The organism is Gemmobacter nectariphilus DSM 15620 (genome assembly GCF_000429765.1).
In the GTDB taxonomy this organism is placed as follows: Bacteria; Pseudomonadota; Alphaproteobacteria; order Rhodobacterales; family Rhodobacteraceae; genus Wagnerdoeblera; species Wagnerdoeblera nectariphila.
Window position 1 is genome coordinate 51,799 of record NZ_AUCM01000005.1, and the last position, 23,733, is coordinate 75,531.

A 23,733-nucleotide genomic window follows, 5' to 3' on the forward strand; every position below is an offset into this window, starting at 1 on the left:
CTCCTGGTTGGTTGTCGGGCGGTTGTCCCGCCCCGTTCGGGTCATCGTGCGTAGACCAGATGCGGCAGCCAAAGCGCGATCTGGGGAAAGATCATCACGATCACCAGCGTCAGCAGCATCAGCAGAACGATGGGCGTGATGGATCGGTAGATGTCGGCCAACGTGACATGGTCGGGCGCCATGGCGCGCATCAGGAACAGGTTATAGCCAAAGGGCGGCGTGATATAGGCGATCTGGCAGGTGATCGTGTACATGATGCCATACCAGATCAGCGCATCCTGCGGCGGCATACCCAGATCCAGTTTCGCCACCAGCGGCACATACAGCGGCGCGACGATCACCAGCATCGCAGTATCGTCCAGGAACATGCCCATGATCAGGAAGGACAGCTGCATCAGGATCAGGATGGTCCAGGGGCTTAGCCCCATGTCGCGCAGGAACAGCCCCTCGATCGCCTTGACCGCGCCCAGCCCGTCGAACACCGCGCCGAAGGCCAGTGCCGCCAGGATGATCCACATGAACATGCAGGAAACGCCCAGGGTCTGCACCATGCAGGTGTCGAACACCTTGCGCGACATGCGCCCGCGCAGCACGGCCACCAGCGTGGCCACGGCGGCCCCCACGACCGAGGCCTCGACAAGGCTGGTCCAGCCATAGATGAACGGGCCCATCATGGCGACAAAGATGCCGACCGGCAGCAGGCCCGCCGACAGAAGGCGCAGCTTTTCGGCCCGCGTCACCGTGCGTTCGGCCACCGGCAGCACCGGGCCAAGCGCCGGGTTGATCCGGCAGCGGATCACGACATACAGGATGAAGATGCCCGCCATCATCAGCCCCGGCACCACGCCCGCCAGCCACAGATGCCCGACCGGCTGACGCGCGATCATTGAATACAGCACCAGCACCACGCTGGGCGGCACCAGGATCCCCAGGCTCGACCCGCCCTGGATGATCCCCGTGACCATCCGCTTGTCATAGCCGCGCTTGAGCAGTTCCGGCAGCGCGATGGTGGCCCCGATGGCCAGCCCCGCGACCGACAGCCCGTTCATGGCGGAAATCAGCACCATCAGCAGGATCGTCCCGATGGCCAGCCCCCCCGGCACCGGCCCGAACCAGACGTGGAACATGCGGTAAAGATCGTCTGCCATGCGGGTTTCCGACATGACATAGCCCATCCAGACGAACATCGGCAGCGTCAGCATGGGATACCAGTTCATCAGCTTGATCGCGCTGGTGAAGGGAATGGCCGACCCGCCCCCGCCCCACAGCGCAATCGCCGCCAGCGAGGCGACAAAGCCGATCACCGCAAAGACCCGCTGCCCGGTCAGCAGCAGGATCATCATCCCGCCGAACATCAGAAGGGCGATGTATTCGTAGGGCATCAGATCTTTTCTCCGCGCAGAAAGGCGATGTCGCGGATCAGGAAGGCCACCGATTGCAGGATCATCAGGAACACGCCGGTGCAGATCACGATCTTGATCGGCGCCATGTAGGGGCGCCAGACGGTGCGCGAACGCTCGCCAATGTCCAGCGCGTAAAGCGTGCTGTCGATCCCGCCATACAGCACCACCGACAGGAAGAAGATCATCGCCAGCACCGTGACCGCATCGACCATCGCGCGGCGGCGCAGATCCCAGCGGGTATAGATCAGATCCATCCGCACATTGGCGCCCATCTGCAGCGCATAGGCCCCGCCCAGCACGAAATAGCCCACCATGGTGAACTGCGCCATTTCCTGCGTCCACAGCGGCGGGCGAAAGAACGCCTTGGCGATGGTGGACCACAGCAGAACGCCCGCCAGCACGAACAGCAGATACATCGCCATCCGCCCGATGCGGTAGTTCAGCGCCTCGACCCAGCGCACATACAGGACCAGCACACGCGGCATCAGCTGCCCCCCTCGAACATCGCCAGCGCGCGGGTCAGCACGGGGGCCAGCTGATCGGCCATGGCCGCCTCGGCCTCGGGCGTGTCGATCAGATCGTTGCGGATCTCCAGCATGGCATGGGGCAGGCCATAGGGCACCGCATGGCAGCGCAGCAGATGCGTCACCCCGTCGGCGGCGGAATAGGGCGCGTTCAGTTCGGATTGCAGGCCGGTCATCGCCCAGGCGGCCGCCAGCACCTCGCGCGCCAGGCGGTCATCGCCAGGGCGGGTATCGTCATGGATCACGCCCAGTTCCACCGCGCGCGGCTTGCCGTGCCAGACCGGGGTAAAGGAATGCACCGTCACCACCACCGGCCGCAGCCCCAGCGCGATGCGCTGCGCGATCAGCGCGGCAAGGCCATTGTGGAACGGCGAATAGACCGCCGCCGCCCGCGCCGCCCGATCCTGCGGCGTGATCGCGGCATTGCCGGGCACCTCATAGGTTTCGGACCGCGCCGGCATGGCGCCGGGGCTGTCGGGGGCGCGGTTCAGATCGTGGATCAGCCGGCTGACCGGGGCGTGAACCAGACAGGCGCCCAGCCGCGCCGCCAGCCCGCGTGCCAGCCCCAATGCGCCCGGATCCCAGGCGATATGCGCGCGCTGCGCCGCCCCATCCAACCCCAGCGCACCCCAGGGTTCGGGGAAGGCATTGGACGCATGTTCGCACACCAGCACAAGGCGCGACGGCGCATCGGCGCCCTCGATCCGCGCTGGAAAGCCCTGTTGTTCTATCATGGGCGAGTCATCCCTGTCGTTGGTCCAAGGCTGGCCAGAGCCTGCCGGGCTGTCAAGAATGTTTCTTCCACCGAAAACTCTGTTACAAATCTTTCAGAGCCATTTAGAGGCGCATGATGAGTTTTCCGGCACCCGCCCCCCCGGCCCCGATCGAGGACCAGCTTCGCCGCGCGATGGACGGGCTGACCCCGACCGAACGCAAGCTGGCCCGCCATATGCTGGACCATTACCCGGTCGCGGCGCTTGGCTCGATCACCGCGCTTGCCAAGGCGGCCGAGGTCTCCACCCCCACCGTGGTGCGGCTGATGCAGAAGCTGGGGTTCAAGGGCTATCCCGACTTCCAGAACAGCCTGCGCGCCGAGGTCGAGGACATGCTTGCCTCGCCCCTGGCCAAGCATGACAAATGGTCCGGCAGCGCACCGGATGCCCATATCCTCAACCGCTTTGCCGATCAGGTGGTCGCGAACCTTCAGGCGACATTGGCCGGGATCGACCCGGCCGACTTTGACGCCATCGCCGCGCTGCTGGCGGACCCGTCGCGCCGCATCTATGCGCTTGGCGGGCGGATCACCCATGCGATGGCCGAATATTTCGTCACGCTGATGAAGGTGGTGCGCCCCGAGGTGACGCTGCTGTCGGCCATGTCGAACACCTGGCCCCCGGCGCTGCTGGACATGCAGCCGGGCGATGTGTTGCTGATCTTCGACATCCGGCGTTATGAAAATTCGGTGCTGCAGGTCGCGGAACTGGCGGGGGAACAGGGGGCCGAGGTGGTGCTGATCACCGACCGATGGATCTCGCCTGCGGCAAGCCATGCGCGTCACAGGCTGGTGTGCCATGTCGAGGCGCCCAGCGCCTGGGACAGCACGGTTCCCCTTCTGGTGCTGGTGGAAACGCTGCTGGCGGCCGTGCAGAACCTGCGCTGGCAGGACACCGAGGCCCGCCTGACCCGGATGGAGGCGCTTTACGAAAAGGTGCGCTTCTTCCGACGGTTCCGCTAGCCCTGTTCGTGCGACCCTTGCGGCATTCTTGCAGGGCCGGATGCGCACCGATCCTGCCTTGCGGTGGCGGGCGGGGCATGAAACCCTTGGCGCCAAACGACGGGCGCGCGACGGACCATGCTGGATATCCTGCTGAAAACACTTCCATTCTTTGCCCTGATTGGCGTGGGGTTTGTCGCGGGACAGCTGCGGTTCTTCACCGCCGAAGGCACGGCCTGGCTGACAAAGTTCGTGTTCTATTTCGCACTGTCCGCCATGCTGGTGAAACTTTGCGCAAACCTGTCGCTGGCCGACCTGTTCGATGTGCAATTCGCCAGCGCCTATCTGCTGGGCTGCGCGGTGGTCTATGCGCTGGCGATGGGCGTGGCCTTTGCCCGCCGCGTCCCCCTGGCGGAAGCGGCGGTCGAGGCGCAATGCGCCGTCATCGGCAACACCGGCTTTCTGGGCGTGCCCATGCTGGTGATGCTGCTGGGGCCGCAGGCGACGGGGCCGGTGCTGCTGGTGCTGTGTCTGGACATGATCGTCTTCAACACGCTGATCACCGTGATCATCACAGGCGCGCGCGAAGGGCGGATGCGGCTGTCGACATTTCGCGCGCTGGGGCTGGGGCTGGTGAAGAACCCGATCATCGTGTCGATGATCCTGGGCCTTGGCTGGGGCGCGACGGAATGGCCGGTGCCGGGGCCGGTGAACGATTTTGTCGCGCTGCTGGGAGCGGCAGCGACGCCGGGGGCGCTGTTCGCCATCGGGGCCTCGCTGGCCGGGCGGCGGGCGGAACGGCTGGCGGTCGCAGGCTGGCTGTCCTTTGCCAAACTGGTGCTGCATCCGCTGGCGGTGGCGGTCTGTGCCTTCTGGATCTTTGATGTCGATCCGATGGCCGCTGGCGTGATGGTGGCAGCCGCCGCCTTGCCCGTGGCGGGAAACACCTACATTCTGGCCGCGCATTATGGGGTTGCACCGCAACGCGTTTCGGCATCCATCCTGATCTCGACGGCGATCAGCATCGTGACCGTGACGGCGGTGATCGCCTGGGTGACGGGCGGCTAGAGGAAGGACACGACATGCGGACCATCAGCGAAAATCGGTGCTTTGGCGGGGTGCAGGGGGTCTATGCCCATGGCTCCGAGGCGACGGGCTGCGAGATGACCTTTGGCCTGTTCCTGCCCGCCGAGGCAGAAGAAGGGCCGGTGCCGGTGCTGTGGTATCTGTCGGGCCTGACGTGCACGCATGAAAACGCCATGACCAAGGCGGGGGCGCAGAAATGGGCGGCCGAGGCAGGGATAGCGCTGGTGTTCCCAGATACCTCGCCGCGCGGCGAGGGGGTGGCGAATGACCCGGCCTATGATCTGGGGCAAGGCGCCGGGTTCTATGTGAACGCGACCGAGGCGCCCTGGGCCCCGCATTACCGCATGTGGGATTACGTCACCGAGGATTTGCCCCGTGTGCTGTTTTCCGCCTTTCCGCTGGCCGAGGACGCGCAGGCGATCACCGGCCATTCGATGGGCGGGCATGGCGCCTTGACCATTGCCATGAGCTTTCCGGGCCGCTTCCGGTCGGTTTCGGCCTTTGCGCCGATCGCCCATCCGACCGCGAGTGACTGGGGCCGCAAGCAGCTGGGCGCCTATCTGGGGCCAGACGAGGGGAAATGGGCGCCGCACGATTCGACGCTGCTGATGCGCAAGCGGGGCTTTGACGGGCCGGTTCTGGTGGATCAGGGCGCCTCGGACCAGTTTCTGGAGCTGCTCAAGCCCGAGGCGCTGGCCGAGGCCATGGCGGCACGGCGGCAGAATGCGACCTTCCGCATGCAAAAGGGCTATGACCACAGCTATTTCTTTGTCTCGACCTTCATGGAAAGCCATGTCGCGTTTCATGCCGATGCGCTGTTTGGCTGAGCCGCTGCGCGGGTGGATGGCGCCGGGGGCCTCCTGCCCCCGGACCCCCGGGGGTATTTGGCAAAAGGCAAAGGGGCAGCCGGGGGGCGCGGGATGACGATCTGGGTTGATGCCGATGCCTGCCCGGTCAAGGCCGAGGTGGAGCGGGTTGCCACGCGGCACCGGCGCCGCGTGGTGATGGTGTCGAACGGCGGGATCCGGCCAAGTGCCAATCCGCTGGTCGAGATGGTCTATGTCGCCGCGGGCCCTGACGAGGCGGACAAGCGGATCGCCGACAGTGTGGCCCCGGGCGATGTGGTGGTGACCAGCGACATGCCGCTGGCCGCGAAAGTGGTTGCCGCCGGGGCGCGGGCGATCCGGCCCGATGGCAGCCTGTTGACCGAGCGCAACATTGGCGAGGCGTTGGCGATGCGCGATCTGATGGCCGATCTGCGCGCGGCCGACCCGTTCCGGCAAGGCGGAGGCAAGGCATTTTCCGCCGCTGACCGATCGCGGTTTCTGGATGTGCTGGAACGTCTGGTGCGCGACTGAAAGCCGTGGCATCGTCGGCGCGCCGCAAAGGTGCGGCCGCAATGCGGGTGAAGGGCATGAGCGTCGTTCCTGTCGGGGCCGTGCCCCTTAGCGGCATCTTGCTGGCCTTGGGCGGCAGCGTGGTGTTTTCTGTCAACGATGTCGCGATCAAGTTCCTGTCGGGCGCCTATCCGCTGCATCAGGTGGTGCTGGTGCGCGCGGTGATCGGGTTGATTTTCCTGGTCCTGCTGATCGCGGCCACGGGTGGCAACTGGCGCCAGCTGCGCACCCGCCGGCCGCGCACGCATCTGCTGCGAGTGGTGATCGTGGTTACCTCGAATGCCAGCTATTTCCTGGGGCTGGCGGCGCTGCCGCTGGCCGATGCGGTGGCCATGGCCTTTGTCGCGCCGGTGTTCATTACCTTGCTGTCCATCGTCATGCTGAAGGAAAAGGTGGGGCCCCATCGCTGGGCGGCCGTGGCGGCCGGGCTGATCGGCACCTTCGTGATGATGCGGCCCGGGCAAGGCGCGATCCAGCCTGCGGCAATCCTGATCCTGATCTCTGCCGCCTGTTATGCGCTGAGCCAGCTTCTGGCGCGCGGCATGCGCGAGACGGAAAGCGCGATTGCCCTGAGCTTTTACATTCAGGTCGGGTTCCTGGTGACATCCAGCGCCATGGGGCTTTGGGCGGGGGACGGGCACATGGCCGGGTCGGGCGATGCCTCGCTGGCCTTTCTGCTGCGCGCCTGGGTCTGGCCGCCGATGCAGGACTGGCCCGCGTTCCTGGCAACCGGCCTTGCGGTTGCGGTCGGCAGCCTGATGATTGCCCAGGCCTATCGCACGCTGGAGGCAGCGGTCGTGGCGCCCTTTGAATATGCGGCGATTCCCATGGCGATCCTGTGGGGCGTCGTGGTCTTTGGCACCTTCCCCGATCCGCAAGGCCTGCTGGGCATGGTGCTGATCGTGGGGGCCGGTCTATACACCCTGTGGCGCGAGGCGGTCAGGGGACGGATGCGGTGAAACCCGATGTGATGGTGTTCGACATTGGCCGGGTGCTGATCGGCTGGGATCCCGAAGGGTTCTATGACCGCGTGATCGGCCCCAAGGCGCGGGCGCGCCTGTTCGCCGAGGTCGATCTGCACGGGATGAACCTGCGCATCGACGCGGGCGAGGGTTTTTTGGGGCCCGTGGCCGAGATGGCCGCCCGCTATCCGCACTGGGCCGATGCGATCATGCTTTGGCATGACCGCTGGCTGGATCTGGTGACAGGGCCGATCCCCCGGTCGGTCGCCATGATGCGGGCCTTGAAACGGGCCGGGGTGCCGGTGCTGGCGCTGACCAATTTCGGCAACGAGACGCTGAAGATCGCCAAGGCGCGGTTCGATTTCCTGAACGAATTCGACCGCATGTTCGTTTCGGCCGAATTGCGGCTGCTCAAACCCGATCCGGCGATCTATGCCGCGCTGGAGCTGGGCACCGGCTATGCGCCGCAAAGGCTGTTCTTTACCGACGATCGCCCCGAAAATTGCGATGCCGCTGCCGCGCGCGGCTGGCATACCCATGTCTTTGATGGCCCCGATGGGCTGGAAAAGGCGCTGTTGACGCATGGATTGCTGACCGAGGAGACCCTGCCATGACCCCGATTTTCGTGCCGCGCGAGGCCGAGGCCCATATGGACTGGATCGGTCTGACCGAGGCGTTCAAGGCCGCGCACCTGCTGCCAAAGGCCGAGATCGCCGACCTGTTCCTGTATCGCGGCAAGGATACGCTGCTGGACCGCGCGGCCTGGATCGACGGGATGGGATCAGCGGTCAAGGTCGCGACCGTGACGCCGGGCAATCCGGGGCGGGGTCTGCCGATGGTGAACGGGGTGGTGAACCTGTTCGACGACACCACGGGGCTTTTGGAGGCGCTGGTCGATTTCCACCTGGTGACCAAGTGGAAGACTGCCGGCGACAGCCTCCTGGCCGCCCGCCTGCTGGCCCGGCCCGATGCGCGCAACTTTCTGATCGTGGGGGCGGGCACGGTCGGCCGCTCGATGGTCGAGGCCTATTCCGCCGCCTTCCCGGATGCACGCTTCACGGTCTGGAACCGCTCGCCTGAAGGGGCCGCACGGATGGCGGCCGAAGTGCCCGGCCTTGCCGTGGCAGGCGATCTGGAAACGGCGGTCGGCGCGGCAGATGTGATCGTGACCTGCACCATGAGCAGCCAGCCGGTCATCAAGGGCGACTGGCTGCGCCCCGGCCAGCATCTGGACCTGATCGGCGCCTACCGCCCCGACATGCGCGAGGTGGACGATACCGCCATCGCGCGCGCCCGTGTCTATGTCGACAGCCGCGCGACCACGATCCACCACATCGGCGAGATCATGGCCCCGCTGGCCTCCGGGGCACTGACCGAAGCGGCGATCCAGGGCGATTACTACGACATCGGCTCGGGTGCCTGGGAACGCCGGTCCGAGGACGAGATCACCATTTCCAAGAACGGTGGCGGCGCGCATCTGGACCTGATGACCAGCCGCTTCGCACTGGATCGCTGGCGCGCGGCGCAGGGCTAGGGCGCCTCACGCGGAATTGCGCCGATGGTCGGGCGAACGCGCCCCGCACACGATTGTGTGGCTGCCATGCTGCGCTGCAGCCATGCTAGGCTGCTGGACGAACGGTTCGGGAGAGTGACATGACCACGCCCAAGGGGCTTGCCGCGCACAGGTTCGGATATGGCCCGAGGGCGGGCAGGCTGCCCGATCATGCCCCCGCCGCCCTGCTGGGCAAGCGCGACAGGATGCTCAAGGTCTGGCCCGGCCAAAGCACGGAACAGGTTCTGATGAAGATGGCCAAGGACCGGCAGGCCGACCGGGACGCGGCCAATCCCGAGATCAGGCGCAAGATCAAGCGGGTTTCCTTCATGGAAGGCAAGCGGCAGGCGCTGGTCAATGCGCGTCTGGAACTGGCGCGCGCCGTCGATTCGGATGACAGCTACCGTGAGCGGCTGGTCCGGTTCTGGGCGGACCATTTCACCGTGATCGCGCGGGGCGCCTCGCAGCTTCCGATGACGACCGCCTTTGCCGACGACGTCATCCGCCCGAATATCACCGGGCGCTTTGCAACGCTGCTGCGCGCGGCGATCACCCATCCGGCGATGCTGACCTATCTGAACCAGTCGTCGTCGGTCGGCCCTGACTCGGTCTTCGGGCAGCGCGTCGGCCGGGGGTTGAACGAAAATCTCGCCCGCGAACTGCTGGAATTGCACACGCTGGGGGTAGACGGCGGTTATACCCAGACCGACGTGCGGCAAGCGGCCCTGCTGCTGACCGGCCTGTCCGTGAATGTGGAAAAGGGCACGGTCTATCTGGACAAGCGCGCCGAGCCGGGCGCCGAGACCGTGCTGGGCAAGAGCTATGGCGGGGCCCGCAAGGCGCGGATCGAGGATATCTACCAGCTGCTCGACGATCTGGCCGTGCATCCGGCCACCGCCCGGCACATCAGCTGGAAACTTGCGGTCCATTTCGTCTCGGACACCCCCGACCGGGCGCTGATCGAGGATCTGGCGGCGATCTGGCTGAAGACCGGGGGCGATCTGCTGGCCGTCTCGACCGCGCTGAGCGAGCATCCCGCCGCCAATCGGCCGGCGCTGGAAAAGGCCCGCCAGCCCTTTGACTTCATCGTGGCCGCGCTGCGGGCGCTGGACGTGGGCGGCCAGCAGATCACCGGCTGGAACGATGCCACGCTGCGGCGCATCGCGCTTAACCCGATGGCGGCGATGGGGCAGACCTGGCAAGAGCCGAACGGCCCCGATGGCTGGGAAGAGGATTTCAGCCGCTGGATCACGCCGCAGGCGCTGGCGACCCGGATCGACTGGGGCATCCAGATGCCGCGCCGGCTGCGCAAGACCCTGCCCGATGCGCGCAACTTTGTGGATATGGCGCTGGCCGACATGGCCGATGACGATCTGCTGCGGCTGGTCGCCCGGTCGGAGACCGGAGCCGAGGGGGTCGGGCTGGTGCTGGCCTCGCCCCGGTTCAACCGCCGTTAAGGAGGCGACGATGACGCAACATCTGGATCGGCGCGGTTTTCTGCGGGGCGGGCTGGCGCTGGGGTGTTCGGCGGCGGCCTTTCCGCTGATGACCCATGCAACCTTTGCCTCGGCGCCTTTCGATCACCGGCTGGTGGTGGTGATCTTGCGCGGGGCGCTGGACGGGCTGGACGTGATCCGCCCGGCCGGCGATCGCGCCTTTCGCAGCCTGCGCCCGGACCTTGGCCAGGACGAAGGGCCGGCGCTGGACGATTACTGGCAACTGCATCCTGGCCTTGCCGGGCTGATGCCGCTGTGGAAGGCGGGCGAGCTTGGCTTCGTTCAGGCTGTCTCGACCCCATACCGCGACCAGCGCAGCCATTTCGACGGGCAGGACATGCTCGAGGCCGGGACGGCGATGGACAGCCCCCCTGAATTTCGCCGCGAAGGCTGGCTGAACCGCCTGCTTGCGGACATTCCGGGGGCGCGGGCGGAAACCGCCTTTGCCGTCGGACGCGAGGCGCTGCCGATCCTGAGCGGCAAGAGCCCCATGCAAAGCTGGGCGCCCGATACCGAAATGCGGGTCAGCCCGCAGGGGCGGCGGCTGCTGGCGCAACTTTACGAATCCGATCTGCCGTTCCATGCGGCCGCCGAAACGGCGCTGGAGCTGACCGACATGCTGACCGACGCGGACCCGCCGACCCCCGCCGAGGATGACGAGGCCATGATGGCGCCGCAGAAGGTGATGATGCCCGACGCCGGGCGCGCCAATGCCGAAGTGGCCGCCTTTGCCGAATTCGCGGCCGCGCGCCTGCGCGAGGATACCCGGATCGTCGCCTTGTCGCTGGCGGGCTGGGATACCCATGCCGGGCAGGAACAAGGCATCCGCCGGCCTCTGGCGCGGCTGGAACAGCTGATGCTGGGCTTGCAGGCAGGGCTGGGGCCGGTCTGGCAAAAGACTGCCTTCATCGCGATGACGGAATTTGGCCGCACGGTGCGGCAGAACGGCACCAAGGGCACCGACCATGGCACGGGCGGTGCGATGATCACCGCAGGCGGCGCGATCCGGGGCGGCAAGGTGCTGGGCCGCTGGCCCGGCCTTGCGGACAGCGACCTTTATGCCGGGCGCGACCTGATGCCCACCGGCGATGTGCGCGCGGTTGCCGCCTGGGTCATCCATGGGCTGATGGGAACGGACAAGGGCAGGCTGCAGACCAGCGTGTTTCCCGGGCTGGACATGGGCGCGAACCCCGGCATCGTCTGAGCCTGGTGTCACCGCCGGACCGGGGCCCTGCCCCGGACCCCGGGATATTTGGATCAAGGCGAAATGGGGGCGCGGCGCCATGAGGATCATGGCATGGGGCCTGGACCTGTGCTGTCCTGGGCTGATGCGGCCGCCGCCCCGCATGGCGTGAAAAAGGGGGCGCAGGCGCCCCCTTTGGTCTGTCAGAGGCTGGCGTCCAGCGCGGCGACGACAGCATCGCCCATCTGGCTGGTCGACACCGGGGTGCCGCCCGCTGGGCCCATCAGATCGGCCGTGCGCACGCCATCGGCCAGCACCTTTTCAACCGCCTTTTCAACGCGATCCGCCTCGGCGCCCATGTCGAAGCTGTAGCGCAGCGCCATGGCGAACGACAGGATGCAGGCGATCGGGTTCGCCTTGCCCTGCCCCGCGATATCGGGGGCCGAGCCGTGCACCGGCTCGTAGAGCGCCTTGGGACGGCCATTGGCCATCGGGGCGCCCAGCGAGGCCGAGGGCAGCATCCCCAGCGAGCCGGTCAGCATGGCCGCCAGATCCGACAGCAGATCGCCGAACAGGTTGTCGGTGACGATCACATCGAACTGCTTGGGCCAGCGGGTCAGCTGCATGGCGCCGGCATCGGCATACATGTGCGAGAGTTCAACGTCCGGGTATTCCTTGTCGTGGATTTCCTGCACGACCTGGCGCCACAGGATGCCCGATTCCATGACGTTGGCCTTCTCCATCGAGCAGACCTTGTTGCCGCGCTTGCGGGCCAGTTCAAAGGCCGAACGGGCAACGCGGGCGATTTCCGATTCCGTATAGCGCTGGGTGTTGATGCCCACACGCTCGTTGCCTTCGGTGAAGATGCCGCGCGGCTCGCCGAAATAGACGCCCGAGGTCAGTTCGCGCACGATCATGATGTCGAGACCCGCGACCACGTCCTTTTTCAGCGACGAGAAATCGGCCAGCGCGTCAAAGCACTGGGCCGGGCGCAGGTTGGAATACAGATCCATTTCCTTGCGCAGACGCAGAAGGCCGCGCTCGGGCTTCACGCTGAAATCGAGGTTGTCGTATTTCGGGCCGCCCACGGCGCCCAGCAGCACCGCATCGACCGCCTGCGCCTTGGCCATCGTGTCGTCATGCAGGGGCGTCCCATGCTTGTCATAGGCGCAGCCGCCGACCAGATCCTCGGACACGTCAAAGCGGATGCCCCGCTTGTCGCCCATCCAGGCGATGATCTTCTTCACCTCGGCCATCACTTCGGGGCCGATGCCGTCACCGGCGAGGATGAGGAGCGAAGGGTTTGCCACGGCATTTCTCCTGAAAGGGGGTCGCAGTGGGCGTAGCGAATGGGCGGGGAAGGGTCAAGGTGGCGCTGGGTCAAGCGCCAGGTCGAGCCACACCATCCGATGCGCGGCGGTGTCGGGATAAAGGCCGCTGGCCCGGACCTGAAGCCCTGCCGATGGCTGGATCAGGCTGAGCGCGGCAGGCCCGGTCTTGAGCACGGCCGAGGCGCCATGCACGGGCGGTTGCAGCGCAGGATGCGCGGCCAGCGCCCGCAGCGCCGCCGGATCACCCTGAGACGGGCCGATATTGGGCAGACCGATCAGCACGAAGGGCGGCGAGGGCGGCGGCATCGGCAACTGGCCGTTCAGAAGATGCAGCCAGAACGCCGCCTCATCGTGGTTGCGATCGGGGTTGCGCGCGCCGAACAGCGGTGGGGTGGCGGCCCAGGCCAGCAAGGTCAGGCCTGCGACCCGAACCTGCCAATGCGCCGAAGAGGACAGGCGATGCACAGCAAGCGCCGCCTTGGGCACATGCGCCAGCCGCGCATCCGGCAGATCGGCCCACAGAAACCCCGAGAAGTCCCGTTCCATCGTCAGCGGCAGGCGCGACAGGATCGCCATGGCACCATCGCCCGAAAAGCGGCCATAGCCCTGCGCATCATCAGGATTGCCCAGCCGGCCGTTGCCATCCAGATCGAGGCCCGAGGGCAGGCCGCGGTTCTGCGCGGGCGCAAGGCGATGGGGATAGTCGAGGCCCCCTGCGGCCAGACGATCAGCGAGGGCGCCCAGGGCAACACCGTCCAGATCGTGATCGAACCGGGTCAGCAGCACGATATCGGGGCGGATCTTCAGCAGGCCCTGAACGACGGCCTCAACCTCGGGATCCTTGGCCGAGAGGATGTCGCGCAGCAACAGCCCCGGCCCGTCACGCGACAGATCTGCATTCCAGGTTGCCAGGCGCAGATCACCGGCCGAGGCGGCCACGACCCAGAACAGGGCCGCAACCCACAGGATCAGGCGTGGGCCAAGGCTGCCTTGCCCTCGGCCTCGGCCTCGGCCTCGGCGGCGGCGGCGCGGCGCTGGTCGCGGATCATGTCCGCCACCCGGCCCATGGCGATGCCGCGCATGAACAGGCTTGCAGGAAGGAAGGACCATGTGGCCATCGTCCAGATCAGCACTTGCGGGTTGGCCAGCGTGATCGGGGCGATTCCGCTGGTGGCGGCCTTGACGACCGCCGGGACCAAGAATGGCAGCAAGAACCCTAATGCGACGTTAATGCGGGCGTCCCGCTCTAGCCGGTAGATCACATCGCCGCCCGCCGTGGGGTCAAAGGTCGGCAGGTTCACCCAGACGTTGAAGCTGGTCCCCCGCGCCGGCCAGTTGCCGGTGCGCAGATACAGCACAAAGATCGTCAGCATGGTCAGCGAGACCAGATAGCTCATCCCGGCCGCGGTGCGCACCAGGGCCACATGTTCAAGGCCCGCCTCTTGCGAGACGGTGAGCAGCACCAGCCGGACCGGGCTGAGCGGGAAGTCGATGGCATTGCCGATCATGCCGCCCAGGATTTCCAGCAGCTGGGTGAACTGGGTGGGTTCGGTCTGGCCGCGGGCAATCAGCGACAGAACCAGCACCGTCAGGAAAATCGACAGAAAGCGGATGCGGTTGAAGGGGGGCGCGTGGCGGAACTCGATCAGGCTGGGGTAGCTTGCGGCGTATTCGACCAGCGTCAGGGCCCCGAAGAACAGCGCGATCAGCGCCACCATCTGCTTGGTGTCGATGGCCACATCGGGCAGCAGCAATGACGGCGTCGCCACCATCAGCATGACAAGAACCGCGCGCACGATGGCGCCGGCCAGTCGGAAAACCGTGCTCAAACCGTCCTCATGGCGGCGGGCTTTTCGGCGGCCCGCTCTTCGTTTCGTTGCCCGTTCCCGCACTTTGTGGCGGATTGCCTCAATCTTGCCCAAGTTTTGCCCCATTTTCCCCAGCCTCGCAAGCACTTGACCATCAGAGCAGGTCAATGCGGCGAAAATCGGAAAATTTGTCGCCAAACTGCATCAACTTGAAAAACTGCGCGGGCCGCCCGGCAGGGGCGGCCCGCGACAAAGCAGATGCAGGCTGGATCAGACCCAGGGACGCGCCTTGCCCGCCTTGGCCTCGAAGGCGTCGATGGCCGAGACCTTTTCAAGGCTGAGGCCAATGTCATCCAGCCCGTTCAGCAGGCAGTGCTTCTTGAACGGGTCGATGTCGAAGTGGAACGCCTGCCCGTCCGACGCGGTGACGGTCTGGCTTTCCAGATCCACCGTCATGCGGGCGTTGGCGCCGCGCTTGGCGTCTTCCATCAGCACATCGACCGCCTCTTGCGGCAGGACGATCGGCAGGATGCCGTTCTTGAAGCAGTTGTTGTAGAAGATGTCGGCAAAGCTGGTCGAGATGACCGCGCGGATGCCGAAATCCAGAAGCGCCCAGGGCGCATGTTCGCGCGACGAGCCACAGCCGAAGTTGTCGCCCGCCACGATGATCTGCGCGTTGCGCCAGGCCGGCTGGTTCAGCACGAAATCCGGGATTTCCTTGCCGTCCTGCGTATAGCGCATCTCGTCGAACAGGTTCACGCCCAGCCCGGTCCTCTTGATCGTCTTGAGGAACTGCTTGGGGATGATCATGTCGGTGTCGATATTGACCAGCGGCATGGGGGCCGCGATGCCGGTCAGAGTGGTGAATTTGTCCATTGGGATAAGCCTAGTGGAGTTTCTTGAGGGTAAGACCCAGCGCAATCAGCGCCGCGCCCACGGAGATCAGCTCGACCGCAAGCAAGGTGCCCAGCAGAACCGGGCTGGAGGCCAGCGGGAAGAACAGCGCATAGAGGCCAAGGCCCAGCGACAACAGGCCGGTCAGCACCAAGAGCCAGAAGGCCCCGGTGCCCTGCATCCGCCAGCCCAGCACGATCCGCCCGACGCCCGAGATCAGGAACAGCGCCCCGGCCATCAGCGTCAGCGAGATCAGCCCGGCCAGCGGATTGGCCAGAATCCAGACGCCCAGCACCAGTTGCAGGGCCGCGAACAGCGCGATCCAGCCGCGCTGCGGCAGGCTGCTGTCGGAAAACGCGCCAAACAGGCCAAAGGCCCCGCTGACAAGGAAGCTGGCGCCGACAAAGACAGTCACCGCCAGCGAGGCAGGAAGCGGGAACACCAGCGCGATCATGCCGCCCAACAGGGCCAGCACACCCGCGACCAGACTGACCGTAGAACCTTTCATGCCCGCCACTCCTTGTTTGCAGGGATCGGCGCCAGCTTACACGGTTTCCGCCATCAGTTCGCGCACATCCGTCAGCCGCCCGGTCACGGCCGCCGCAGCCGCCATCACCGGCGACATCAGATGCGTGCGCCCGCCCCGGCCCATGCGGCCTTCGAAGTTGCGGTTGCTGGTCGCCGCGCACCGCTCGCCCGGTGCCAGCTGGTCAGGGTTCATGCCCAGACACATCGAGCAACCGGCCAGACGCCATTCAAAGCCCGCGTCCATGAAGATCTGCGCCAGACCTTCCTGTTCCGCCTGCGCCCGCACGAGGCCCGAACCCGGCACGACCATGCCGCGCACGCCCGACGCCAGCTTGCGGCCCTTGAGCACGGCGGCTGCGGCGCGCAGATCCTCGATCCGGCCGTTGGTGCAAGAGCCGATGAACACGGCGTCGATCTTGACGTCGGTCAGCTTCTGGCCCGGCGTCAGACCCATGTAGTCCAGACTGCGCTGCGCCGCGCCGACCTTGCCGCCGGTGAAGCTGTCGGCCGAGGGGACGGTCGCGGTGATCGGTAGCACATCCTCGGGGCTGGTGCCCCAGGTGACGACGGGGGCGATATCCTCGGCCCGGATCGTGATCACCTTGTCGTAATGCGCGCCTTCATCGCTGAACAGCGTCTTCCAATAGGCAACGGCGGCATCCCAGGCCTCGCCCTTGGGCGCATGGGGGCGGCCCTTGACATAGGCAAAGGTCTTTTCATCCGGCGCGATCAGCCCGGCGCGGGCGCCGCCCTCGATGGCCATGTTGCACACGGTCATGCGGCCTTCCATCGACAGATCGCGGATCGCCTCGCCGCAATATTCGATGACATAGCCGGTGCCGCCTGCGGTGCCGGTGGCGCCGATGACCGACAGGGTGATGTCCTTGGCCGTGACATAGGGCGGCAGCTTGCCCGTGATCTCGACCTTCATGTTCTTGGACTTCTTCTGGATCAGCGTCTGGGTGGCCAGCACATGCTCCACCTCGGAGGTGCCGATCCCATGCGCCAGCGAGCCAAAGGCGCCATGCGTCGCGGTATGCGAATCGCCGCAGACCACGGTCATGCCCGGCAGGGTCCAGCCCTGCTCCGGGCCGACGATATGCACGATGCCCTGACGCACATCCGACACCGGATAATAGTTGATCCCGAAATCGCGGGCGTTCTTGTCCAGCGCATCGACCTGAATGCGCGATTCCTCGTTGTCGATGTGCTTGTCGCGGCCTTCGGTGGTCGGCACGTTGTGGTCCGGCACAGCGATGGTCTTTTCCGGTGCCCGCACCTTGCGGCCCGCCATGCGCAGCCCCTCGAAGGCCTGCGGGCTGGTCACTTCATGGACCAGATGGCGGTCGATATACAGCAGGCAGGTGCCGTCTTCGGCGGTATCGACGACATGGTCGTCCCAGATCTTGTCATAGAGCGTACGCGGAGCGGTCATTGGCTCATCTCTCGGATATGGCTGTGAAATCGGCAAAAGGCGCCGGGGCGCCGGAAAGTTGACGGCTGTCAACTCTCAGAGTCGTGCGAGGACCGCCCGGTTTTCGCGGGCGAAACGCTGCGGCAGGCGCGCGTGATCCGTGATGTCGAAGTAGACAAACCCTTGCATGCCTTTCAGATACGCCGCCCGCGAATGAAATGCAATTGCCTCGGCAGGCCGCAGGGCGCAGCTTTCGCACCTGCCAGTGTTGCCTGCGCCCGTCCGATCCTGTATGCGCCAGCCTTCATCCGGCCGGAGCGCGCTTGTTGAGTCGTGCCCGCCCCGATGCTAGATTGATCCTATGCCCGGTGCCGGGGCCATGCGGCACGCTGCTGGGAGGGTGAACCCCTGTCTCATTCCGATCCTGCCACCGGCTTGCCGGTCGGCCCCCGGTCCGGGCGCGCCGCGCCTGCCGACTATTCCTCTGAAGACGTTCTGGATGCCGTTCTCGCCTCGGTCGATGACGACAAGGCCGAAGATATCGTGCAGATCGACCTGCGCGGGCGCTCTGACGTGGCCGATTACATGGTGATCTGCTCGGGCCGGTCCAGCCGCCAAGTCGCGGCGATCGCCGAAAAGCTGTCGGAACGGCTGAAGGAACGCTTCGGCATCATCGCCAAGATGGAAGGCAAGGAAACCGCGGACTGGGTGCTGATCGATTCGGGCGACGTGATCGTCCACGTCTTCCGCCCCGAAGTGCGCGAATTCTACCAGCTTGAAAAGATGTGGCTGCCGGCCGGGGCGGTTCGCGGCCCGCAAGGCTGATGCGCGTCCATATCTGCGCCGTGGGCCGGATGCGTCCGGGCCCCGAGCAGGATCTGGTGTCCGACTATCTCGACCGTTTTGCCCGCACCGGGCGCCCCCTGGCGCTTGGCCCGGCCCAGATCCACGAAGTCGAGGACAAGCGCAATGGCGGCATGGCCGCCGAAGCGCCGCTACTGGCGCGCGCCGTGCCGCAGGGCGCCCTGATGGTGGTGATGGACGAGCGCGGCAGCGAACATACCAGCCCCGAGTTCGCCGCCCTTCTGGCGCGCTGGCGTGACAACGGGCATCAGGATCTGGCCTTCGTGATCGGCGGCGCCGACGGGATCGACCGCAGCCTTCGCGCGCAGGCCGGCCATGCGATCAGCTTTGGCAAGATGGTTTGGCCGCATATGCTGGTGCGCGTGATGCTGGCCGAACAGCTATATCGGGCCAGCACGATCCTTGCCGGCGGTCCCTATCACCGCAGCTGAGCGGAAGCCGCCTCGGGGGGCATCGTGCCCCCGCTCGGCGGCGCGGCTGCGGAAAGCGGCACTGCCCCACGACGAACCAGCGTCAGGCCAGCGGCCCTGCAGGATGCCTCCGGCAGGGGTATTTATCAAAAGGCAAAGATGGCAGGCGGAGCACCTTGCTGACGGGTGGTCACAAGATCTGCGCGCGCCTCTTTGCCTTTTTCCAAATACCCACTACCGACGCCAGCCAAAGGCGGCGCGCTTAACCGTGATGCGCCGCGACCGTCTTGAGCACCGAGAAGCCGTAAAGCGCCTCAAAGCCCTTTTCGCGGCCATGGCCCGACTTGCCGACCCCGCCGAAGGGCAGTTCGACCCCACCTGCGGCGCCGTAGTTGTTCAAGAACACCTGCCCCGCGCGCAGCCGTTTTGCCATACGCATCTGGCGGCCGCCGTTTTCAGTCCAGACGCCGGCGACCAGACCGTATTGCGTGCCGTTGGCGATGGCCACCGCGTGGTCATCATCGTCGAACGAGATGACCACCTGCGCGGGCCCGAAGATTTCGTCCTGTGCCAGGCGGTGCGTGCCCGGCACGTCGGCCATCAGGGTCGGCGCCACATAGAACCCGCCCTTGGGGGCATCCGCCACGATCTGGCCGCGCGCGGCGATGGTCAGATCGCCTGACAGGGCCAGCATCCCCTCGATCAGTTCCTTTTGCCGGGCCGAGATCACCGGGCCCACGTCCAGATCCGCCAGCGCGGGTCCCACCTTGAGCGCAGCATAACGCGCGGCCATGCGTTCCACCACTTCGGCATATTTCGAGCGGTGGACCAGGATGCGCGAGGAGGCGGAGCAGGTCTGCCCTGCGTTCTGGATCCCGGCGTTCACGAGGAACGGCAGCGCCTTGTCGAGATCGGCATCTTCGAACACCAGTTGCGGCGACTTGCCGCCCAGCTCCAGCGTGACTGGCACCACGTTGCGCGCCGCCGCCGACTGGATCAGCTGGCCGACCCCGACCGAGCCGGTGAAGCTGATATGATGGATGCCCGGATGCGAGGACAGCGCCGCCCCCGCCTCTTCGCCCAGACCGGGGACGATGTTCAGGGCACCCTTCGGCATCCCGGCTTCTTCCGCGATGCGGCCAAAGGCCAGCGCGGTGAGGCACGCCTCTTCGGCCGGCTTCAGCACCGCCGCATTGCCCATGGCGAGTGCAGCCCCGACCGAGCGGCCAAGGATCTGCATCGGGTAGTTCCAGGGGATGATGTGGCCGGTCACGCCATGCGGCTCGCGCAGGGTATAGACGGTGTAGCCATCGAGGAAGGGGATGGTCTCGCCATGGAACTTGTCGCAGGCGCCGGCATAGAATTCCATGTAGCGCGCCATCGCGATGGCGTCGGCCTTGGCCTGTTTCAGCGGCTTGCCGACATCGCGGGCCTCGATCTGCGCCAGATCGTCGGCGCGGGCCAAGATCATCTGGCCGATCCTTGCCAGCAGGCGGCCACGTTCGAACGCAGGCATCCGGCCCCATTCGCCGTGCAAGGCGGCCTCGGCGGCGGCGACCGCCTCGTCGATGTCGGTGGCGAGGCCGCGCGGGATTTCGCCCCAGGTCTCGCCGGTCGAGGGGTCTTCAAGGCCCAGCGTATCGGCGGTGCGGCGCCATTGACCGTTGATCAGGATTTCGCGGCTGTCAAACCAGAGTGTCATTGTCTTGCATCCATTCGGACGGGATCACGGGCGTCGCCGCGATCAGTTGGCGGGTATACGGGTGCTGAGGCGCGCTGAAGACGGTTTCCGTCTGGCCCTGTTCGACAATCTGGCCTGACTGCATCACCATCACGCGGTCGGTGATTGCCCGCACGACATGCAGATCGTGGCTGATGAACAGATATGAGAGGCCATGGCTGGCCTGCAGATCGGCCAGCAGATCAAGGATCTGGGCGCGCACCCGCACATCCAGCGCCGAGACCGCCTCGTCCAGCACGATCAGCCGGGGGCGCACGATCAGCGCGCGGGCAATGGCGATGCGCTGGCGCTGGCCGCCGGAAAATTCGTGGATGTATTTCTGGGCGTCAGCCGGTTTCAGGCCCACTTCGCTCAGCGCCTGTGCCACGCGGTCGTGCTGTTCGGCCTGCGGGGTCGGCACCAGATGGAAGGGTTCGGCCACCAGCCGCCCCACCTTCCAGCGCGGGTTGAAGCTGCCATAGGGGTCTTGAAACACCACCTGCATCTTGGCGCGCAGGGCGGGGGTCATGCCACCTGCGCCAATCTCGGCGCCGTCCAGCCGGATGGTGCCGCCTTGGGTTTCCTCCAACCCAAGGATCGCGCGGGTCAGCGTGGATTTGCCACAGCCCGATTCCCCCACCAGTCCCAGCGATTCCCCTTGCCGCAAGGTGAAGGACACGCCCTTGACCGCCTCGAGCCGGGGCGCGGGGCCGGTCAGCGACTTGCGCGGCAAGGCATAGCTGCGGCGCACGTCCTGCACCTGCAGCAGCGGGGTTTCGGTCACCTCGGCCGTGCGCACCGGATGATGGGCCGATGCGGCGAACAGCCGGCGCGTATAGTCATGCGTGCGGGCGCGGAACAGCGCCTCGGTCGGGCCCTGTTCGACGATGCGGCCATGCTGCATCACCGCGACATGGTCGGCAATACCCGCGACCACGGCCAGGTCATGGGTGATCAGCATCAGCCCCATGCCTTCCTCGGCCACCAGCCCCTTGAGCAAGTCAAGGATCTGCGCCTGGGTCGTCACATCGAGGGCGGTCGTCGGCTCGTCGGCCACCAGCAGCTTGGGACGCAAGGCGATGGCCATGGCGATGCAGACCCGCTGGCGCTGACCGCCCGACAGTTCATGCGGAAAGCGCGCCAGGGGAAAGCGGTCCGCGGTCAGACCCACGCGGTCCAGCTTTTCGCGCGCGACCTTCAGCGCATCGGCGCGGGTCGCGGCACCGTGGATCACCAGCGCCTCGGCCACCTGATCGCCGATGGTCTGCACCGGGTTCAGCGCGGTCATCGGTTCTTGAAAGATCATCCCGATGTCGCGGCCCCGGATCCCGCACATCTGGGGTTCGGTCTGCGCCAGCAGGTCGGTGCCATCCAGCACGATCCGCCCCGAGGTTTTCGCCCCGTTCGGCAGCAGTTGCATGGCGGAAAACGCGGTCAGCGACTTGCCCGAGCCGCTTTCGCCGACCAGGCCGAACACCTCGCCCCGCGCCATGTCGAACGAGACGCCATGCAGGATTTCGGTCCCGTGGATCGCGAGTTTGAGGTTCTGAACGGAAAGCAGGGTCATCGAGCACGCCTCAGGCGGGGGTCCAGAAGATCGCGCAGGCCATCGCCCATCAGGTTCAGGCCCAGCACCGTCAGCACGATGGCAAGGCCGGGCAGAATGGCCATGTGCGGGGCCATGGCGATCATGGTCTGCGCCTCGGCCAGCATCCGGCCCCAGGACGGGATGGGCGGCTGCGCGCCAAGGCCGACATAGGACAGCCCGGCCTCGGCCAGAATGCCAAGGCTGAACTGGATGGTGCCCTGGACGATCAGCAGGTTGGCGATATTGGGCAGGATATGTTCAAAACTGATCCGCGCCCGCCCCTTGCCTGCGACTTCAGCCGCGCGGATGTAATCCAGCGTCCACAGGCTCAGCGCGCCGCCACGGGTGACGCGGGCAAAGACCGGGATGTTGAAGATGCCGATCGCAATGATCGCATTGGTGGCCGAGGGGCCAAAGACAGCCGTGATCAGGATGGCAATGACCAGCGAGGGGAAGGCGAACACCAGATCGTTGCCGCGCATCACCACCTCGTCCACCAGCGAGCCGCGCTTTGCGGCCGCCAACAGGCCAAGCGGCACCCCAAAACCCATGCCGATGCCCACCGCAAGGATCGCCACCGCAATCGAGGTGCGCGCCCCCACCATCAGCATCGACAGGATGTCGCGCCCGAAATGGTCGGTGCCTAGGGGAAAGCCCGGCGTGCCGATGGGCTTGAGCTTGGAGGCCACGGCCAACTGTTCCACCGGCACCGGCACCCAGACCAGCGACACCAGCGCGGCGATGGCAAAGACACCGGCGAGGACGGCGCCGACAACCAGCATAAGGCGGCCCTTCATGCGCGGCTCCGCAGGCGGGGGTCGACCAGCGCATAGGCCAGATCGACAAGGAAATTCACAAGGATCACGGCACCGACCAGCAGCATGACGACAGATTCAACCACGATCAGATCGCGCTGGGTGATGCCCTGAAAGATCAGCCGCCCCAGACCGGGCAGGAAGAACACGTTTTCAATGATGATCGCACCAGCCAGCAGAAAGCTGAATTGCAGGCCAAGGATGGTCAGCACCGGGATCAGCGCGTTGCGAAAGGCATGGCGCAGCACGGCCTGCGCGCGGTTCAGCCCCTTGGCGCGGGCGGTGCGGATATAGTCCTGGCTGAGCGTCTCCAGCACCGAGGACCGCATGACCCGCGCCAGGATCGACGCCTGCGGCAGCGCCAGCGCAAAGGCCGGCAGCGTCAGGGCGCGGAAGTTGACCCATATCCCCTTGTCCCAGCCGGGAAACCCGCCTGACGGGAACCAGCGCAGCTTGACCGCAAAGATCAGCACCAGGATCATGGCGAACCAGAAGTTCGGCACCGCAACGCCCAGCTGCGTGGTGGCCATCACCCCCAGATCGGTCGGCTTGCCCTGCCGCGCGGCGGCGATCAGCCCGACGGGAATCGCGATCACCGTCGACAGCACCAGCGCATACAGCGTCAGCGGCAACGATACCTGCACCCGCGCCGCCACCAGTTCGGCCACCGGCACGCGATAGGTATAGGACGTGCCGAAATCCCCCTGCAAAAGCCCGCCCAGCCACGAGACATAGCGCACCAGCACCGACCCGTTCAGCCCCAGCTGCTCGCGCAGCGCGGCGACGGTATCGGGCGAGGCGTTCATGCCCAGCATGTAGCTGGCCGGGTCACCGGGAATCACCTCGATGACCGCAAAGATGACCACGCTCGCCACCAGAAGGCTGAGCGCAAGGGATACAAGGCGTGATAAGGCGTAGCGCAGCATTCCGTCGTCCTTTGTCGTGGCGCACGCTAACGGCGAGGCGGGGCGGGGTCCAGAGCAGATCGGCGGAACGCCGCCGCCCCAGGGCCCTTGCCGGACCGAAGGGGCTTGCGCAAGGCCG

Annotated in this window: 24 protein-coding genes; 11 read left to right on the forward strand and 13 right to left on the reverse strand. The window is 66.2% G+C overall.

Going from position 1 to position 23,733, the window contains the following annotated elements; genetic code table 11:
- Positions 1 to 41 precede the first annotated feature (41 nt).
- The 3 genes from G481_RS0105250 to G481_RS0105260 are packed head-to-tail and all read right to left on the reverse strand — an operon-like array spanning position 42 to position 2,661.
- Positions 42 to 1,382: a TRAP transporter large permease gene (locus tag G481_RS0105250; RefSeq protein WP_028029087.1), complete on the reverse strand. Its 1,341-nt coding sequence runs from the start codon at positions 1,380 to 1,382 to the stop codon at positions 42 to 44.
- Positions 1,382 to 1,888: a TRAP transporter small permease subunit gene (locus tag G481_RS0105255; protein WP_028029088.1), complete on the reverse strand. Its 507-nt coding sequence runs from the start codon at positions 1,886 to 1,888 to the stop codon at positions 1,382 to 1,384. Before G481_RS0105255 ends, G481_RS0105250 begins: the two co-directional genes overlap by 1 nt.
- A complete protein-coding gene (locus G481_RS0105260; protein ID WP_028029089.1) occupies positions 1,888 to 2,661 on the reverse strand; it encodes an N-formylglutamate amidohydrolase in 774 nt (257 codons plus the stop codon). Before G481_RS0105260 ends, G481_RS0105255 begins: the two co-directional genes overlap by 1 nt.
- Before the next feature lie 116 nt (positions 2,662 to 2,777).
- Between G481_RS0105260 and G481_RS0105265 the strand changes: the two genes are divergently transcribed.
- The 9 genes from G481_RS0105265 (at position 2,778) to G481_RS0105305 (ending at position 11,338) form a co-directional block, all read left to right on the forward strand.
- Positions 2,778 to 3,662, forward strand: coding sequence for a MurR/RpiR family transcriptional regulator (locus tag G481_RS0105265; RefSeq protein ID WP_084450683.1), 885 nt, complete (start codon positions 2,778 to 2,780; stop codon positions 3,660 to 3,662).
- Between the two features lie 117 nt (positions 3,663 to 3,779).
- Positions 3,780 to 4,709, forward strand: a complete 930-nt coding sequence (locus tag G481_RS0105270) for an AEC family transporter (RefSeq protein WP_028029091.1) — start codon at positions 3,780 to 3,782, stop codon at positions 4,707 to 4,709.
- A gap of 14 nt (positions 4,710 to 4,723) precedes the next feature.
- A complete protein-coding gene (gene fghA, locus G481_RS0105275) occupies positions 4,724 to 5,554 on the forward strand; it encodes an S-formylglutathione hydrolase (protein ID WP_028029092.1) in 831 nt (276 codons plus the stop codon).
- 93 nt (positions 5,555 to 5,647) lie between these two features.
- Positions 5,648 to 6,085: a YaiI/YqxD family protein gene (locus G481_RS0105280; RefSeq protein WP_028029093.1), complete on the forward strand. Its 438-nt coding sequence runs from the start codon at positions 5,648 to 5,650 to the stop codon at positions 6,083 to 6,085.
- 56 nt (positions 6,086 to 6,141) lie between these two features.
- The gene (locus G481_RS0105285) at positions 6,142 to 7,083 is read left to right on the forward strand and encodes a DMT family transporter (protein WP_028029094.1); all 942 of its coding nucleotides are present in this window, start codon (positions 6,142 to 6,144) and stop codon (positions 7,081 to 7,083) included.
- Complete coding sequence (locus G481_RS0105290; protein ID WP_028029095.1) at positions 7,080 to 7,700, forward strand: HAD-IA family hydrolase; 621 nt, start codon at positions 7,080 to 7,082, stop codon at positions 7,698 to 7,700. Before G481_RS0105285 ends, G481_RS0105290 begins: the two co-directional genes overlap by 4 nt.
- Positions 7,697 to 8,620, forward strand: a complete 924-nt coding sequence (locus G481_RS0105295) for an ornithine cyclodeaminase family protein (protein WP_028029096.1) — start codon at positions 7,697 to 7,699, stop codon at positions 8,618 to 8,620. Before G481_RS0105290 ends, G481_RS0105295 begins: the two co-directional genes overlap by 4 nt.
- A 119-nt stretch (positions 8,621 to 8,739) precedes the next feature.
- Positions 8,740 to 10,095 (forward strand): DUF1800 domain-containing protein, encoded by a 1,356-nt coding sequence (locus G481_RS22915; protein ID WP_051294317.1) that lies wholly within the window; start codon positions 8,740 to 8,742, stop codon positions 10,093 to 10,095.
- A gap of 10 nt (positions 10,096 to 10,105) precedes the next feature.
- Positions 10,106 to 11,338 carry a DUF1501 domain-containing protein gene (locus tag G481_RS0105305; RefSeq protein WP_051294318.1) on the forward strand — a complete coding sequence of 411 codons (1,233 nt, stop codon included), beginning with the start codon at positions 10,106 to 10,108 and terminating at the stop codon, positions 11,336 to 11,338.
- 182 nt (positions 11,339 to 11,520) lie between these two features.
- On the opposite strand, the gene leuB is transcribed toward G481_RS0105305, so the two are convergent.
- The 6 genes from leuB to leuC all read right to left on the reverse strand — a co-directional run bounded on the left by leuB (position 11,521) and on the right by leuC (position 17,313).
- Entirely contained in the window at positions 11,521 to 12,627 is a 1,107-nt protein-coding gene (gene leuB, locus G481_RS0105310) for a 3-isopropylmalate dehydrogenase (RefSeq protein WP_028029098.1), read from the reverse strand.
- A gap of 54 nt (positions 12,628 to 12,681) precedes the next feature.
- A complete protein-coding gene (locus G481_RS0105315; protein WP_051294319.1) occupies positions 12,682 to 13,587 on the reverse strand; it encodes an endonuclease/exonuclease/phosphatase family protein in 906 nt (301 codons plus the stop codon).
- A gap of 29 nt (positions 13,588 to 13,616) precedes the next feature.
- On the reverse strand, positions 13,617 to 14,477 hold the full coding sequence (locus G481_RS0105320; RefSeq protein WP_035025221.1) for a hypothetical protein: 861 nt from the start codon (positions 14,475 to 14,477) through the stop codon (positions 13,617 to 13,619).
- Positions 14,478 to 14,726: 249 nt separating this feature from the next.
- Positions 14,727 to 15,332, reverse strand: a complete 606-nt coding sequence (leuD, locus tag G481_RS0105330; RefSeq protein ID WP_028029101.1) for a 3-isopropylmalate dehydratase small subunit — start codon at positions 15,330 to 15,332, stop codon at positions 14,727 to 14,729.
- 10 nt (positions 15,333 to 15,342) lie between these two features.
- Positions 15,343 to 15,858, reverse strand: a complete 516-nt coding sequence (locus G481_RS0105335) for an HdeD family acid-resistance protein (protein WP_028029102.1) — start codon at positions 15,856 to 15,858, stop codon at positions 15,343 to 15,345.
- Between the two features lie 36 nt (positions 15,859 to 15,894).
- A complete protein-coding gene (gene leuC / locus G481_RS0105340) occupies positions 15,895 to 17,313 on the reverse strand; it encodes a 3-isopropylmalate dehydratase large subunit (protein WP_028029103.1) in 1,419 nt (472 codons plus the stop codon).
- Between the two features lie 474 nt (positions 17,314 to 17,787).
- On the opposite strand from leuC, the gene rsfS reads away from it, so the two are divergent.
- A complete protein-coding gene (rsfS, locus tag G481_RS0105345; protein WP_028029104.1) occupies positions 17,788 to 18,117 on the forward strand; it encodes a ribosome silencing factor in 330 nt (109 codons plus the stop codon).
- Positions 18,117 to 18,587, forward strand: a complete 471-nt coding sequence (gene rlmH, locus G481_RS0105350; protein ID WP_028029105.1) for a 23S rRNA (pseudouridine(1915)-N(3))-methyltransferase RlmH — start codon at positions 18,117 to 18,119, stop codon at positions 18,585 to 18,587. Before rsfS ends, rlmH begins: the two co-directional genes overlap by 1 nt.
- 241 nt (positions 18,588 to 18,828) lie before the next feature.
- Here the strand turns inward: rlmH and G481_RS0105355 are convergent, their stop codons facing one another.
- Genes G481_RS0105355 through G481_RS0105370 form a run of 4 tightly spaced genes read right to left on the reverse strand, consistent with a single transcriptional unit; the run spans position 18,829 to position 23,615 of the window.
- Positions 18,829 to 20,268, reverse strand: a complete 1,440-nt coding sequence (locus tag G481_RS0105355) for an aldehyde dehydrogenase family protein (RefSeq protein ID WP_028029106.1) — start codon at positions 20,266 to 20,268, stop codon at positions 18,829 to 18,831.
- On the reverse strand, positions 20,252 to 21,853 hold the full coding sequence (locus G481_RS0105360) for an ABC transporter ATP-binding protein (protein ID WP_035025225.1): 1,602 nt from the start codon (positions 21,851 to 21,853) through the stop codon (positions 20,252 to 20,254). Before G481_RS0105360 ends, G481_RS0105355 begins: the two co-directional genes overlap by 17 nt.
- Positions 21,850 to 22,671: an ABC transporter permease gene (locus tag G481_RS0105365; RefSeq protein WP_028029108.1), complete on the reverse strand. Its 822-nt coding sequence runs from the start codon at positions 22,669 to 22,671 to the stop codon at positions 21,850 to 21,852. The genes G481_RS0105360 and G481_RS0105365 overlap by 4 nt, the downstream gene beginning before the upstream one ends.
- A complete protein-coding gene (locus G481_RS0105370; protein ID WP_028029109.1) occupies positions 22,668 to 23,615 on the reverse strand; it encodes an ABC transporter permease in 948 nt (315 codons plus the stop codon). The genes G481_RS0105365 and G481_RS0105370 overlap by 4 nt, the downstream gene beginning before the upstream one ends.
- Positions 23,616 to 23,733 lie beyond the last annotated feature (118 nt).

Coding starts and splice junctions, on each gene's coding strand:
- G481_RS0105250 (WP_028029087.1), bottom strand. CDS start 1,382: ATGCCCTACGAATACATCGCCCTTCTGATGTTCGGCGGGATGATGATC.
- G481_RS0105255 (WP_028029088.1), bottom strand. CDS start 1,888: ATGCCGCGTGTGCTGGTCCTGTATGTGCGCTGGGTCGAGGCGCTGAAC.
- G481_RS0105260 (WP_028029089.1), bottom strand. CDS start 2,661: ATGATAGAACAACAGGGCTTTCCAGCGCGGATCGAGGGCGCCGATGCG.
- G481_RS0105265 (WP_084450683.1), top strand. CDS start 2,778: ATGAGTTTTCCGGCACCCGCCCCCCCGGCCCCGATCGAGGACCAGCTT.
- G481_RS0105270 (WP_028029091.1), top strand. CDS start 3,780: ATGCTGGATATCCTGCTGAAAACACTTCCATTCTTTGCCCTGATTGGC.
- fghA (WP_028029092.1), top strand. CDS start 4,724: ATGCGGACCATCAGCGAAAATCGGTGCTTTGGCGGGGTGCAGGGGGTC.
- G481_RS0105280 (WP_028029093.1), top strand. CDS start 5,648: ATGACGATCTGGGTTGATGCCGATGCCTGCCCGGTCAAGGCCGAGGTG.
- G481_RS0105285 (WP_028029094.1), top strand. CDS start 6,142: ATGAGCGTCGTTCCTGTCGGGGCCGTGCCCCTTAGCGGCATCTTGCTG.
- G481_RS0105295 (WP_028029096.1), top strand. CDS start 7,697: ATGACCCCGATTTTCGTGCCGCGCGAGGCCGAGGCCCATATGGACTGG.
- G481_RS22915 (WP_051294317.1), top strand. CDS start 8,740: ATGACCACGCCCAAGGGGCTTGCCGCGCACAGGTTCGGATATGGCCCG.
- G481_RS0105305 (WP_051294318.1), top strand. CDS start 10,106: ATGACGCAACATCTGGATCGGCGCGGTTTTCTGCGGGGCGGGCTGGCG.
- leuD (WP_028029101.1), bottom strand. CDS start 15,332: ATGGACAAATTCACCACTCTGACCGGCATCGCGGCCCCCATGCCGCTG.
- G481_RS0105335 (WP_028029102.1), bottom strand. CDS start 15,858: ATGAAAGGTTCTACGGTCAGTCTGGTCGCGGGTGTGCTGGCCCTGTTG.
- leuC (WP_028029103.1), bottom strand. CDS start 17,313: ATGACCGCTCCGCGTACGCTCTATGACAAGATCTGGGACGACCATGTC.
- rlmH (WP_028029105.1), top strand. CDS start 18,117: ATGCGCGTCCATATCTGCGCCGTGGGCCGGATGCGTCCGGGCCCCGAG.
- G481_RS0105355 (WP_028029106.1), bottom strand. CDS start 20,268: ATGACACTCTGGTTTGACAGCCGCGAAATCCTGATCAACGGTCAATGG.
- G481_RS0105360 (WP_035025225.1), bottom strand. CDS start 21,853: ATGACCCTGCTTTCCGTTCAGAACCTCAAACTCGCGATCCACGGGACC.
- G481_RS0105365 (WP_028029108.1), bottom strand. CDS start 22,671: ATGAAGGGCCGCCTTATGCTGGTTGTCGGCGCCGTCCTCGCCGGTGTC.
- G481_RS0105370 (WP_028029109.1), bottom strand. CDS start 23,615: ATGCTGCGCTACGCCTTATCACGCCTTGTATCCCTTGCGCTCAGCCTT.